This window comes from Desulfobacula sp. (assembly GCF_030611305.1).
GTDB lineage: Bacteria > Desulfobacterota > Desulfobacteria > Desulfobacterales > Desulfobacteraceae > Desulfobacula.
Genome location: NZ_JAUWQB010000085.1, coordinates 1 through 14,770, shown reverse-complemented (window position 1 = coordinate 14,770; position 14,770 = coordinate 1). Strand labels below are relative to the sequence as shown.

The 14,770-nt window shown below is 41.7% G+C and carries 9 protein-coding genes and 2 pseudogenes; 6 read left to right on the top strand and 5 right to left on the bottom strand.

The annotated features are described in order from the left end of the window. The first annotated feature begins 367 nt into the window (after nucleotides 1-367). Nucleotides 368-2,236 carry a 3-deoxy-7-phosphoheptulonate synthase gene (aroF, locus tag QAI40_RS14080; protein ID WP_299983149.1) on the top strand — a complete coding sequence of 623 codons (1,869 nt, stop codon included), beginning with the start codon at nucleotides 368-370 and terminating at the stop codon, nucleotides 2,234-2,236. Between the two features lie 24 nt (nucleotides 2,237-2,260). Here aroF and QAI40_RS14075 read toward each other — a convergent pair whose 3' ends face one another. The 4 genes from QAI40_RS14075 to QAI40_RS14060 are packed head-to-tail and all read right to left on the bottom strand — an operon-like array spanning nucleotide 2,261 to nucleotide 7,366. Further along, entirely contained in the window at nucleotides 2,261-3,130 is an 870-nt protein-coding gene (locus tag QAI40_RS14075; RefSeq protein ID WP_299983151.1) for a DMT family transporter, read from the bottom strand. Nucleotides 3,131-3,139: 9 nt separating this feature from the next. After that, the gene (ettA, locus tag QAI40_RS14070; RefSeq protein WP_299983153.1) at nucleotides 3,140-4,822 is read right to left on the bottom strand and encodes an energy-dependent translational throttle protein EttA; all 1,683 of its coding nucleotides are present in this window, start codon (nucleotides 4,820-4,822) and stop codon (nucleotides 3,140-3,142) included. 13 nt (nucleotides 4,823-4,835) lie between these two features. Beyond that, a complete protein-coding gene (locus QAI40_RS14065; protein ID WP_299983155.1) occupies nucleotides 4,836-5,213 on the bottom strand; it encodes a RidA family protein in 378 nt (125 codons plus the stop codon). A gap of 23 nt (nucleotides 5,214-5,236) precedes the next feature. After that, nucleotides 5,237-7,366 (bottom strand): DEAD/DEAH box helicase, encoded by a 2,130-nt coding sequence (locus tag QAI40_RS14060; RefSeq protein ID WP_299983157.1) that lies wholly within the window; start codon nucleotides 7,364-7,366, stop codon nucleotides 5,237-5,239. Nucleotides 7,367-7,802: 436 nt separating this feature from the next. Between QAI40_RS14060 and QAI40_RS14055 the strand changes: the two genes are divergently transcribed. The 5 genes and pseudogenes from QAI40_RS14055 (at nucleotide 7,803) to QAI40_RS14040 (ending at nucleotide 14,358) form a co-directional block, all read left to right on the top strand. Further along, a complete protein-coding gene (locus tag QAI40_RS14055; RefSeq protein WP_299983159.1) occupies nucleotides 7,803-12,140 on the top strand; it encodes an NACHT domain-containing protein in 4,338 nt (1,445 codons plus the stop codon). A gap of 217 nt (nucleotides 12,141-12,357) precedes the next feature. Continuing rightward, nucleotides 12,358-12,570: pseudogene (locus tag QAI40_RS17200) on the top strand (winged helix-turn-helix domain-containing protein); the annotation flags it as partial. Between the two features lie 146 nt (nucleotides 12,571-12,716). Next, nucleotides 12,717-12,944, top strand: coding sequence for a helix-turn-helix domain-containing protein (locus QAI40_RS14050; RefSeq protein WP_299983161.1), 228 nt, complete (start codon nucleotides 12,717-12,719; stop codon nucleotides 12,942-12,944). Beyond that, nucleotides 12,941-13,309 (top strand): type I restriction-modification system subunit M N-terminal domain-containing protein, encoded by a 369-nt coding sequence (locus tag QAI40_RS14045; RefSeq protein ID WP_299983163.1) that lies wholly within the window; start codon nucleotides 12,941-12,943, stop codon nucleotides 13,307-13,309. The genes QAI40_RS14050 and QAI40_RS14045 overlap by 4 nt, the downstream gene beginning before the upstream one ends. Further along, complete coding sequence (locus tag QAI40_RS14040) at nucleotides 13,306-14,358, top strand: Fic family protein (protein WP_299983165.1); 1,053 nt, start codon at nucleotides 13,306-13,308, stop codon at nucleotides 14,356-14,358. The genes QAI40_RS14045 and QAI40_RS14040 overlap by 4 nt, the downstream gene beginning before the upstream one ends. A 231-nt stretch (nucleotides 14,359-14,589) precedes the next feature. On the opposite strand, the pseudogene QAI40_RS14035 reads toward QAI40_RS14040, so the two are convergent. Further along, a pseudogene (locus QAI40_RS14035) lies at nucleotides 14,590-14,770 on the bottom strand (acyl-CoA dehydrogenase); the annotation flags it as partial.

The following is a 14,770-nucleotide window of genomic DNA, read 5'->3' as shown; positions in this document are numbered from 1 at the left end:
AGTGGGCGACAACTCTCCTTGCCCCTTTAGGGGGCCAAGGCATACTAATCCCCTTCCAGGGGTAAACCCAAAGCCTGGCCCTCAGGGCCAGGATATTTACTGATAATTTTTGATATTGACAAGAATTGAAATTATCTGTAGTGTGTTTAAAAATTTTGGTTAAAAAATGAATAAAATGACACACATAAACATATTTAATTTTGGACGCTTCTTTTTCTTTTTTAGGAGCGTTCATCCGGTGTGACGTTTTATTTCTTAGTTAAATAAGACCCCGGGTGGACATATAAACCACCCGGGGTTTTTTAGTTTTCAGGCCCCGGAAAGATTTCCCGGGGCCTTTTTTTATGTAATTTAATAGGGGGAGAAAATGATTCTTGTACTTGAAAGCAACATGACTCAAAATCAGAAAGACAAAATTAAAAACATGCTTTCCGATGAAGGGTGTATCACACGTGAAATCACGGATGCCGGCAGAAATATAATCGGAATCATCGGCAAAACCAAAAAGAGCCTGGATGAATTTAAACAAATAGACGGGGTTGCTGATGTTGTCCCGATAACAACATCCTATAAGCTTGTCAGCCGGGAGTTTAAATCAGAAGATACCAAGGTGAAAATCGGGAATGTTGTAGTGGGGGCAGACCGGATTGTCATTGTGGCAGGGCCCTGTGCCGTTGAAAGCCATGACCAGGCCATGACCATTGCAAAAGAGGTTAAAAAATATGGTGCTGTTCTCTTTCGGGGGGGTGCATATAAACCCAGGTCTTCGCCATACTCCTTTCAGGGACTGGAAGAAGAGGGCTTGAAAATTCTGGCCGATGTCAGGGAAAAGACAGGACTTGGAGTGGTCACGGAAATCACATCTGTGTCCCAGGCGGATTTGATGATGAAATATGTTGACGTGGTTCAGATCGGTGCCCGTAACATGCAGAATTTTGAGCTTTTAAAATGTGTCGGTCGCATGGATAAACCGGTTGTGCTGAAAAGGGGACTTGCCTCTACAATCCAGGAATGGCTGATGTCTGCAGAATATATTATGGCAGGGGGCAACAACAATGTTATTCTTTGTGAAAGAGGCATCAGAACCTTTGAGCCTTATACAAGAAATACATTGGATCTATCCGCCATTCCGGTCCTGAAACAATTGACCCATCTGCCCATTATCATTGATCCAAGTCATGCAACCGGTATCAGGGAAAAAGTGAGTCCCATGGCAAGGGCTGCCGTGGCAGCAGGGGCGGATGCCCTTATGATTGAGGTTCACAACGACCCGGACCATGCGCTTTCAGACGGGCCCCAGAGCCTTTATCCGGAACAATTCGGTCAATTGACACGGGATATCTATGTGATTGCACCGGTTGTCGGCAAACAGCTTGATTTTGATTATTTGAAAAAATCAGAAATGATCAATAATACCAAAGCCGATGATTCAAATACGGCCGCCTTTATTGGCGAGTATGGTGCTTACAGCCATAAGGCAAGCCTTGGTTATTTCGGCGAAGAGGTCACCCCTGTTCCAATGAAAACATTTAAAGATATTTTTCATGCTGTTCAAACCGGAAACTGCCAATATGGCGTTATCCCGTTGGAAAATTCTCTTTCCGGGTCCATCCATGAGAATTTTGATCTGCTCCAGGAATATGATCTCAAAATAATCGGAGAGATTACTATAAGGATTAAACATGCTTTAATTGTCCATGAAAATGTTTCAAAGAATGATATTAAAAAAATCCTTGCGCCGCCACCGGCATTTTCACAATGCAAAAATTATCTGGATCAATATCCTGATATTGAACTGGTCCCTGTAAAGGCCACATCCAGTGCAGTGAGGCATGTCAAGGATTCCGATGACAAACATGCTGCGGCCATCGGATCAACCATGGCGGCAAAGATTTTTAATATGAATATCCTTGAAGAGTCTATTGAAGACAATCCAAGGAATTACACACGGTTTGCCATCATTGCCAAAGAGATCAAAGGCCATAGAAAAGTGAACAAAACATCCATCATTTTTTCCACCGGCAATAAACCCGGAGCGTTATTTGAAGTGATGAAGGTGTTTTCAGAATATCAGATCAATCTCGTCAAACTGGAATCACGCCCCATGCTTGGGAAGCCTTGGGAATACATGTTCTATGTAGATATTGAAGCTGATATTGAACATCCTGACCTTGCACCTGTCATGGTAAAACTTCAGGAGAGATCGGAAAATCTTAGAATTTTAGGAAGGTATTAAAGGGCTTTTTATTCTCCGGAAGGGCTAGTGTTCACTACTTAGGCGGCCTGCAAGAATGGTTGTGCCGATGATAATCAAACCTCCAACAAGGGTTCTTGCCTGGGGTATTTCATTGAGCATGAAAAAAGCAAGAATGATTCCGTAAACCGGTTCAAGCCCTGCAATGACGGCTGCGGTTTGTGCCCTTATAAAGGTCAGTGATTTTATAAATAATGTATGGGCAAGGGCTGTGCAAACAACGCCTAAAAAGATGAGGTTGGGAAGATCGGAGAGTTGCGGAGGTTCAACTTGCAGGGTTGAGATTGGCAAAATCAAAAAGATGGCTGCAAAAAGGTTTTGATAAAATGCCACGGCAATAGAATCGGAGATTCTCGCATTTCTCCTGTTTACAAGGGATAAGAGTGCAAAGGTAAATCCGGAAATGATCCCGAAAAATCCGCCTTTGGTGATATTGTTTGAAAAATCAAAATTCGGGATAACAAGAAAAATGCCGACAAAAACAGCACCGGCGATAAAAATATCTATTGTTTTCAGCTTTTCTTTGAAAAACAGGGGTTCTAAAAACGTCACAAATAAAGGAAATGTGGAAAAGGTGACAAGCCCCACAGCCACACTTGAAATCTGAATGGAAAGAAAGAAGCTCCACCAGTGAACCGCCAGAAGGATTCCCTGGAAAATGAAAAAGGAAATTTCTTTTTTACCAAAAGCAAACAATACGGTTTTTGAAAAAAATCGTGAAAATATAAAGAGTGCAATGGAAGCAAAAAAGGTTCTTCCAAGGACAATATAAAGGGGGCTGCAGGACAAAAACTTGCCGAAAAGCCCTGCAAATCCGAAAAGGAAAACGGCAATATGGATTTGCGCGATCCCTTTATTTAATATGGATGGTTTCAAATTAAATCATCACCTGGTGAGTTGCCGGTATTTTATCCGGGTTGGTTGGCCCGCCTTTATCCCAAGTCGTTTTTTTCGGTCTTTTTCATAATCGGAATATGATCCTTCAAAAAACAGAGTCTGACTGTCTCCCTCAAAGGCCAGGATATGAGTGGCAATACGGTCCAGGAACCATCTGTCATGGCTGATAATAACGGCACATCCGGCAAAGTTTTCCAGGGCTTCTTCCAATGCCCGCAGGGTGTTGACATCCAGATCATTGGTGGGCTCATCCAATAACAAAAGGTTGGCTTCCTGCTTCAGCATGGTGGCCAGATGGACCCGGTTTCTTTCACCTCCGGAGATGTCTTTCACCTTTTTTTGCTGGTCAGATCCGGAAAAATTAAATTTTGCCACATAGGCCCTTGAGTTTAATTCTCTGCCGCCAATGAGCATTTTATCATTTCCATCCGAAATTATTTCAAAAATCGTTTTGTCAGGATCAAGAGTATCTCTTTCCTGATCCACATAGGCAATCTTGACACTCTGACCCAGTTCAATTGTTCCCGAGTCGGGTTTTTCTTTGTCCGTGATCATGTTGAAGAGTGTGGTTTTACCGGCTCCATTGGGTCCGACAACACCAACGATTCCGCCCGGGGGGATGACAAAGTTCATATTCTCGACCAAGAGCTTGTCTTCAAAAGCCTTGGAAATATTTTTAGCCACAATGACCTTTTCTCCAAGTCTTGGACCTGGCGGAATGAATATTTCCATAGTCTGTTCCTGGTCTTTGACATCCTTTTTTAAAAGCTCCTCGTAGGCCTTGATCCTGGCCTTTGATTTGGACCGTTTGCCTTTGGGAGACATATTGATCCATTCAAGTTCCCTTTGAAGGGTTTGCTGACGTTTGGAATCTGATTTCTGCTCAGTGGCCAGCCGTTTTTGTTTTTGATCAAGCCATGAAGAATAATTGCCTTTCCAGGGGATTCCTTCTCCGCGGTCCAGCTCAAGAATCCATCCGGCTACATTGTCCAGAAAATACCGGTCATGGGTGACGGCAATAACAGTTCCTTCATACCGGCTTAAATGTTCTTCAAGCCAGGACACAGATTCGGCATCAAGATGGTTGGTGGGCTCATCCAGTAAGAGAATGTCAGGTTTTTGCAGTAACAGCCTGCAAAGGGCAACCCGTCTTTTTTCACCACCCGAAATTATATTGACCGGCGTATCCCCGGCGGGACACCGCAATGCATCCATGGCCATTTTCAGCTTGGAATCAAGGTCCCAGGCATCCATGTGATCCAGCTTTTCCTGGATTTTTCCCTGTTTTTCGATGAGCTTGTCCATCTCATCATCAGACATGGGATTGGCAAATTCTTCTGAGATTTTCTCATATTCATTTAACAGAGCAACGGTCTCTTTAACCCCTTCTTCAACAATCTGTCTAACCGTCTTCTGGCTGTCAACAAGGGGTTCCTGTTCAAGTAAACCCACGGTCAATCCTTTGGAAAGGATTGTCTCGCCGGGAAATTCAGTATCAAGGCCAGCCAATATTTTTAACAACGAACTTTTACCAGAGCCATTTAACCCCAGGACTCCGATTTTTGCTCCGTAAAAATAGGACAGGGAAATATCTTTGAGCACCTGTTTTTGACCATGGAATTTACTTACATTGATCATGGAATAGATCACTTTTTTTGTATCTTGGGTCATTTCTTACAACTCCTTATTCAATAACAGCAATGCATTCTATTTCGATAAGGGCGTCTTTTGGCAGCCTTCCCACTTCAAATGCGGATCTTGCAGGTTTGTGGCCCGCAAGACATGCCTCATATACTTTGTTCATCCCCAAAAAATCATCCATGGTATCCAAAAAGATGGTGGCTTTTACGATCTTATCCAGACTTGTACCAACTTCTGATAATACAGTCTCAATATTTTTCATGACTTGGGCTGTCTGTGCTTCAATATGGGTCCCCACAATCTCCATGGTTTCAGGATCAAGGGGGATCTGACCGGAGCAGAATACCATGTCGTTATGAACAATTGCATGGCAGTACGGGCCAATGGCGGCAGGGGCTTTTTTTGAAAAAATCTGTTTCATTATATTCTCCTTTAATTCTGGGTTTAAGTTTTATTGGAAAATGTCACAACCGGTTCTTTCAATATACAATCTATCGCATCTCTTGCCGTTTTGGCAATAACAGGAAAGTTTTCTTCCAATTTTGATATCTGCCTTAAGTTTTCACCGGTTCTTAAAATCAATCGAGCAAAATCTCCTTCTGCAAAATCTGACTGAATGACTATATCTTCCCATGGTTCATCATGAGCCCAGAGATAGATCAGCAGGCTTGGCTGAATAAACAGATTGGGGGCATCAAAGCCTTTTTCCAAAAGCTTAATGGCAAAGGGTTTTAATCCTTTTCTTGCATCCAGAAAGGCTTCCTTTAAGCGTTTGGGCAGGGCTTTATTGTATAACGGATCATCTGTAAATTCTTTTTCATTGACAAAGGAAGCAATAATGGCAGCCAATAAAGCAGGATCAGTCTGTGGCAAGAGATTTCTTCTGATACTCTGGGCAACCAGAAGCGGAGCGTCAAGTCTCAGCTTTGAAGCCCAGAGGCCATCCTCAGTAAGTTTTCCGTCATCTGTAACAAAATTTTCTTCGGCCATAAAGTCCATATGGTCAATAAAATCATTCCAGAGAAGTTCAAGGCCTGTGCCGAATTTTTTCCTTGCTTTTCCCCCCTTTTTTTTACCTGACAGGATCAAATGTGATGCAAATGATTTTTCAAGAAGCAGTTTTATCTGATCAGGATTATGGGACATCAACAGGTTTAATACCATGGAAAAATTGATGGTGATCTGGCTTTCAATATCTAGGGGAGGGGAATTGATTAATTTTGCGACATAATTTAAATCCATGAATCTGCCAGGCAAAACAATGGCAAATCCAATATTATCCATGCCTCTTCTCCCGGCTCTTCCTGACATCTGTTGAAATTCACTGGGGGTTAATCCCATGAATTCAACCCCGTTAAACCGGTCGGAATTAAGGACGACCACGGACCGTGCAGGAAAATTAACCCCTGCCGCCACTGTGGATGTCGCAAACATGGCATCCAAAAGCCCTCCTGCCATAAGGGTTTCAACCACCACCTTCCATGCAGGAAGATGACCGCTGTGGTGGGATGCTGTGGCTGTCTGTTCAAGAAAGGATCGATGTTTGTGATCTGCCAGATGAGGATTCCCTGATACCAGTTCATTGATCCTGTGACGCAGGGCCTCTTTTTTTTCTGGATTTTTAGATAATAAATTTGAATTACAAAGTTTTATGGCCTGATCACATTCGGCTCTTGATTTTAAAAAAAAGATGGCCGGCAGCAAATGATATCTGTCCAGGATGTTAAGGATGTCTGCAAATGGGGGAAGTTGTCTTGTATGTGACATCAAGGGCCTGTTTTTTGCATTTGCAAATTTAAAGACTTTTTTATGAAGTTTTTGTTTCTGGCCTTTGGCAGGAGGTCCCATTAAAGGGAAAAGGGTTCCTGAAGGGTGCATAAAAAGAGGGAAAAGAGGGACTGGCCGGTCATGGTTTTCAATGACATGACATCTTTTACCCCGGATGGATTCAAGCCATTTTGCGATCTGAAAAGGGTTTCCAATGGTTGCCGAAAGTAACAGCAAAGGAATTCGAACGGGAAGATAGATCATGATTTCTTCCCAGACCACGCCTCGCTGTTCGTCTCCAAGAAAGTGGGCTTCATCCAGAATAATCAGATCAAAGGTTAAATTTTCACCGGTATACATGGCATCATAAAGCTGATTTCGTAAGATCTCCGTAGTACCGATAACAATTGCGGCATCTGGATTTTCCTTAATATCACCCGTAAGAATGCCGACATTTTCTTTACCGAAAAGCTTTGAAAACTGGGCATGGATGGAATTGGTCAAAGCCTTTAGAGGTGTAGCGTACCAGACCTTTCCTTTCTGTTGCATTATTTTCCGGGCAACCTGTTCAGCGATCCATGTCTTTCCGGCACCTGTGGGGGCTGTGACAAGGCAATCAGATTGCTTTATTGCTTTAAGGGCTTGAATTTGAAACGGGTCGGGTGTGAATCGATTTTGATCCGGGGTTCCTATCTTTTCAAATACATGTCTTAAAGATTTGTCAGAACCCGGCTTCATTGGTTTTATGTCCGGCCGGTTTTCTGGTTTTTTATAGAGTTTTTTTGAAGAATAAAATCTTTTTTTCATGACTGTGATAAACCATAAAAATCAATATTATGCAACTCTTCAGCCAGTGCAATAGCATGTAAAAGAAAAAATATTCATAAAAAACACAAGTTTTAAAATGGTTGTTTTGCGTTAACCCGGCCTCCTCGGTAAGATTAAATCAAGACGTGTAAAAAAAATGAATGGAACTGAGTCTTCTAAAATAATCTGTGTCTCCAATTATGTAGCCAGTTTATTTTGTTGAAATTTCTTTACAGAATTCAGAGATATTGATACGATATTTTGATTCAGATTTCTTTTAATTTACATAGTCAGATATGCCCCATATTTTAAAGATATGCGGTTGATTATTAATAATTTGAATAATATGCGGACAACCGGTTAATTACTTGTTAAAAATAAATGTTTTGTGAAGGATTCTTTTACACGAAAACCTGATATAGAAAAAGCAAATGAGATGAAACAAACAACTAACTTCAATTTAAGCTGCAAGTTTATCGAACTCAATAGAACCTTTCATGAATTGTCAAAAACTGGCATTGAGAACGATGACTCAGATATCAGCCGACTATTAGGTACCGGAGAGCGTCTAAGCTGGCCCGGTCTCATCAAAGAGTATCGTCTAATAATTTTGTCAGAAGATGGTTCTGGCAAAACCTATGAAATTCAGAACGTTGCTCGTATGCTTAGAGAGCAGGGGAAACCAGCTTTCTTCCTTCGGTTAGAAAACATCCCTTTGGATTTCGAGGACGCTTTTGAAGTAGGAACTTTTGAGGCTTTTGAAGACTGGCTGATATCTGGTGAGGAGGGGTGGCTTCTATTAGACTCGATAGACGAAGCCAGGCTTCGAAATCCACGTGATTTTGAACTTGCGATTCGAAAATTAAGCAGGAGAATTAATAATGTCAAAGACTGGACGCATATTATTATAACTGGTCGAACAACAGCATGGCGACCTTTATCAGATCTTTCGTATTGTACAAACCAATTCCCTTATGTTGCACCTATCTCATCAGAAAGTGATTTGCAGGCTGAACCTGACCCCGAAGGAAGATTGCAGACCGAAACAAAAGCGAACGACAGAGACAAATCTACTTTTAAGATAGTTTCATTTGATGATTTAACGTCTGAACAAATTGAGGTATTTGCCAAAGATAGAGGGATTGAAGATGCCAAATCTTTCCTTGAGGCTGTAGAAAGGGCTGATGCATGGTCTTTTACATCACGCCCCCAGGATTTAGAAGAACTTACTGAATATTGGATCGACAAAGGTAGGATTGGAACCCGTTTAGAGCTCATGCAAAACAGCATTGATCTGAGGCTGGTTGAGCGTGACCAAGACCGTGCAGAAACCTATCCGCTTTCAGCAGAGCGCGCCCGTGAAGGTTTGAGAATTTTATCGGCAGCTACAACACTGGTTCAAAATCAAACAATTAGGGTTCCTGACGGAGCAAAAAATTCTGAAGGAATAGCAGTTCAATCTGTGCTTCCCGATTGGGATGACCAAGATCAATTAACTTTGCTGTCAAGGCCAATATTTGACGAGGCAATTTATGGCACGGTTCGCTTTCACCATCGATCAGTACGAGAGTACCTAACAGCCGAATGGTTCACGAAATTACTTGAGAGTGAGACATCAAGACGCACTATCGAAAAGCTATTTTTTCGAAATCAATATGGTTTGGAAATTGTTGTTCCAACCTTACGTCCAATTTTGCCTTGGTTGGTAATCTTGGACGAAAAAATTAGGGAACGAGTTCGTACAGTGGCACCCGAAATTATTTTTGAAGGTGGTGATCCCAGCCAGCTACCTTTGGAGGTGCGCCAATATATTTTACGCGAAGTGTGCGAGCAAATGGAGAAAGGAGCCACTGGTCGTTCCATGCATGATTATGCAGCCGTTCTACGTTTTGCAAATCCTGATTTAACTGATGACGTACGCGCATTGATCAGAAAGTATGAGAACAATGAAGATTTGGTTGCATTTCTTCTACGTATGGTATGGCTGGGTCAGCTTACATTGGCTTTACCTGAAGCTATGAAGTTTTCGCTAATGCCCACTGCTGAAAAGTATACTCGCATGACGGCATTTAGAGCCGTTATTGCAATAGGAGCCGACGAGGATATGGAAAAGATTCGGCAGAGTTTTTTAATGGAATCATCAGAACTGAAGCGAGAATGGCTTGCTGAACTTCTTGAAGGAATACAACTGACAGCAAAGACTTTGACTTGGCTCTTAGCGTGCTTGGAAAAGGTTGGACCAAAGAAACGTTATAGTGTTGATCTTCTAACAGAAAAGGTATCAGAACTTGTAGGTGCGGCTAAAATAGAACTTCTTCCACAACTTGTCTCCGGCTTAAACAGTTTACTTAGTCTTCCGCCGATGATCGAGCATCTGTATTGCGATGTTTCAGAGAAATTTAAATGGTTGATATTACCAGCATGTAAAGCGGTAGAACGATTGATCTTGACTCATCATCCTGCATCGCTTGAAATAGATAGTCTTGCAATTCTACATAAATTCACAACTCTACGCGATTACGAGAGCAACGACTTAAACAAAATTAAGGTTGATTTCTCACAGCTTGTCCCCTCATGGAAAGAATTGAATTGGTGTTTATTCTGGTATGAAGTAGAAAAATCGAGAGAAAGGGTTGCAAAGAAGCATGGAGAGAGATTGACAGACTTCTGGCGGGTATCTATTTTCGGGTCTATCTGGCGTTTTCAAGCAAGTGATTTTGAGACTGTAGCTGAGGAGGTTAATCGACAAACATTTCTCGACAACAAATTAGTGGCGTTATCAATAGCCTTTCGCCTTTATAGAGAAACTAATAGACCCCGGGCATGGCGTATGAAATTAAAAAAACTTGTCTTGGGTAATGATGAGTTGTCGGAACGATTGAATTCATATTTGAGACCTTCTCCTAAAAGCAAAGAGGAACGCCGCTGGAAAAAGCAGGAAGCCAAGTGGAAAAAGGAGGCTGAAGCCCGTAGAAGAAAAACAGAAAAATATCATGCAGATTGGAAGAAATTTCTTAACGACAAATTTGACGAGATTCGAGCAGCACTCCAAAACAATCCTGGAACTCTAACAAGACCGTTACACTATTTATTCGACCAGACTCGGGATAGGCGGAATAAAAAAAGATCATCATCGAGGTGGACCGAATACAACTGGAAAACACTGATTACAGAATACGGTGAAAAAATTGCCAGGTTCTATAGAGATGGCACTGTTTCCTTTTGGCGGAATCATAAACCTAAGGTGCGGTCTCAAGGCGCCCCTTTTAATCAAACACCCTATGCTGTCATCATAGGACTTACAGGCCTCGAAATTGAGGCTAATGAAATCGAAGGTTGGCCAGAAAATTTAAGTGCTGGAGAAGTTGAACTCGCATGTGAGTATGCGTCTTTTGAACTGAACGGATTTCCGACATGGTTTTATAGACTCTATGATATGCACTCTGATATTGTATGTAAATTTTTATTACAAGAAATCAAATATGAGTTGTCAATAGAACAACAAAAAGAAGACACTCATTACATCATAAGCGACTTGAGCTGGTCAGGTCAGTGGGCTTGGGATAAATTGGGGAGCCATATCTATGATATATTAAAAAAAGAACCCAAAAACCTGTCTAATTTGGACGACCTACTAAAAATTATTCAAGGTTCAACCTTATCGGATAAGCTAATTGAGAAGCTATCGGCTCGAAAATGTCGTAGTTTAAAAAAACTGGAACACGTTGCTCGATGGTTTGCCGTTTGGGTAGGTGTTGATTCTCATGTCGGTATTGCATCTTTAAACACCAAAATAAAACAGATAACTGATCCGGCGAAGCAAACATTGTTTTCCATGATTTTTATAACTCAGCTTTTAGGTGGTCGTATAAGTAGAGGAGCTAATGTGAGAGAAGCATTTAAAACGCCTGAGCACCTGAAATCACTATACCTGCTGATGCACAAATACATTCGACGAGAAGAGGATATAAATCGGGCTGGAGCTGGAACCTATTCACCAGGTTTGAGAGATAATGCACAAGATGCTCGGAGTAGTTTGTTTAATTTGTTGAATCAAATTCCTGGCAAAGAGTCTTTTTTAGCGCTTTGTGACATAGCCAAATTACATCCTGACGAAGAATCTCGGTCCTGGATTTTATTGAGTGCAAAGAAAAAAGCTGAACAGGATGGAAATATGGAGCCTTGGCCAGCTTCAGATGTCAGAGAATTTTACAATAAACTGGAGTGCACACCCAGCAATCATAGGGAATTAGCTGAACTTGCAATTTTTCGAATTCTTGATCTCAAAGATGATTTGGAACACGGGGATAGTAGCATCGCAAATATTCTAAAAGCAGTAACGCTGGAAACTGATATGCGTAAGTTTATCGGAAAAGAACTTAGAGAGAAAGCATTCGGGCGCTATTCTATTCCTCAGGAAGAGGAATTGGCCGATGCCAAAAGGCCGGACCTGAGATTTCATGGGGTAGGTTTTGATCAACCTGTTCCCATAGAATTAAAGCTCGCCGATAACTGGAGTGGACCAAAGCTCTTCGAGCGTCTTGAAAATCAACTTTGTGGTGATTATTTGCGCGACAACCGATCAAATCGTGGTGTATTTGTGCTCGTGTATCGGGGCGAAAAGAAAAGTTGGGAAGAGCTTGATGGTGTTAGTGTAAACTTTGTGGAACTAACCATGGCTCTTCAGAAATATTGGAGACAGATTTCAGCAGATTATCCGAATGTAGATGATATTGAGGTAATCGGCATAGATTTGTCTAAGAGATCGAGTTGATTTGTTTAGAGTTTTATTTTTTATATTCTAAATTTCAACAAGCCAAATGAAGCGGATAAAACCGCTTATTTGGAGTGTTAATCGGGTCAAAAAAGAGGAGTCTATGATCCCTAAATATGAAGAAATAATGCTACCGTTCCTTGGGTATCTCTCGGATGGCAATGAACATAGTTTAAGCGAAATCCATGATGCATTGGCAAAGTAGTTTGAATTAACTGATACGGAATTGCGGGAGCTGTTGCCAAGTGGTCGACAACCCATATTTCGGAATAGAGTTGGTTGGGCCGGAACTTATCTAAAAAAAGCTAAACTCCTAATTTCTTCTAAAAGAGCCCATTTCAAAATCAGTGAAAGAGGTCTGGCTCTTTTGAAAGAAAGTCCCAGCCAAATCATCTCTAAATTTCTAACCCGATATGAAGAATTTGTATAATTCCAGTCAGTCAAAAAGGATAAAAAGGACAACGGGCAGGTATCACAGCCTCAAATTATAAACAATTTCTCTTGCACATGCTATAGCAAATGTTATATTCATTCAATTAAGTCTATTTGGAACAAATAACAATATAAGATGATGCAATGACCATCGAACCAGAAAAATTCTCAAAAATAGTTAAAGAAGTGCGCAGGCAGCTTGGATTCAGCCAGGAGGACCTTGCCCGGGCTTTGGGTGTCAGCTTTGCTACTGTGAATCGTTGGGAAAATGGAAAAACAAACCCATCCAAAATGGCTCGAAACGTTTTTAAACAGCTTTGCAAAAACAAGATTGAAAGCAATGAATTAAACCTGTCCGGAGATGAAATATGAGCAAGAGTCATGAATTGTCGAATTTTATTTGGTCCATTGCTGATTTGCTGCGCGGGCCTTATAGCCCTCCCCAGTATGAAAGGGTCATGCTTCCGCTGGTTGTGTTACTCCGTTTTGACTGTGTCTTTGAAAAAACCAAATTCGATGTGCTGAAAAAGCATGAATTATACAAGGACAAGTATCAAGGCGAAGCTTTGGACAGCATTCTTAACAAAGCATCAGGGCAACAGTTTTCAGATCTTCAGCAAAAAGATGAAAGCCAGGCGGAATTGGTACGAGGGAAATTTTTTCTCCTGGTTTCCGAGTGGATTTCCGAAAAGGTTTATACACGGCTTAGGGCTGCACATGCGGCGGAGGAGTCATGAAACAGTTTGTTCCTAAATTTACCATAACCAACCGCATGACATCAGCCATCACCCAAATTGAACGTGCGCGGGGGTTTCTGGAAGCCGCAAGATTATCCGATGACTGGGTTCGGGAAATGGGAAACCAAGCCCTTATCAAAGAGGCACATCATACAACCCATATCGAAGGGACAAGACTGACGCTGGATCAGGCTGAACGCTTATGGAAAGGCGAAGCCGTACCCGAGGCCGACCCGGATGATACCCGCGAGCTGTTAAATTACCGTTCAGCCTTTGGGTTTGTTTCCGAATGCCTGGATAGTGGAGATCCCATTACCGAAGGAATGATAAGTGGAATCCATCGAAAACTGGTCGAGGGTGTTCGAGGGGGAAAGGCTGATCCCGGTGCTTACCGACGGATACAAAATTATGTGATGAATTCTAAAACAGGAGCGGTGATTTATACCCCTCCATCTGCGGTTGAAATACCCATCATGATGTCTGAAATGGTGAAATGGCTTAATTCGGATCTTGAGATCCATCCGGTTTTAATCAGTGGCATTGCCCAATTCCAACTGGTCCATATTCATCCTTTTCTTGACGGTAACGGGCGAGCTTCAAGGTTGTTGTCAACCCTCTGTCTTTACAAGGCAGGATACGATTTCAAACGTCTGTTCACCATCAGTGAATATTATGATCGTGACAGATCCACCTTTTATAGAAAAATCCAAAGCGTTCGTGAAAACGACATGGATATGACCGGATGGCTGGATTATTTTATCATTGGTCTGGAAACTCAAATGATTGAGGTCAAAGAGCGTGGCGAACAGGTGATCCGTAGAGATGTTATGGTGCAAAAGTATGGTTTAAATGAACGACAAGGCAAAGCTATAGAATTTTTGTTAGCCTATGGGAAACTTACAATAAAGGATTTTGAACAACTTTGCCCCGACGTGAACAGACGTAGCTTGCAACGTGATTTAAAATGTTTTTTGGATAAGAGAATAATAAAAGAATCAGGAACAGGACCAACAGACCCAACTCGTCATTATATTTTATCGGAGCTATGACAAGCTGTGACGCGGAGCTGTGACACTGCTGTGACAATTGCTGTGACATACGTTATTTCAGCATTAATTAATATCGCTGAAGGGACTGCGGTCTTTTAAGGATCATCTATGAACCACAAAATTCCAACAAAAATGAACCGGTTGTGACCGTTATCACACTCGTGCAGGCGGGAAATACCTACGTGCCATGCGTAATCGTGAAGGAGCTTTTGTTCTTTGGTCCTTGATTTATCAAGGATTCATTTCATAGGAGTCTTTTAATGAAATTACGTGATGTTCCCAGATTCTTGAGAATCTTTCTATATCCTTTACCGGTTTTTTAATCATTTTCTGGCAGTATTCCATCTGGATATCCGAGGTGTCTGTTTTTGAATAGAGTTTTAATGCATACTCTGAAAAGTCCCTGATCATA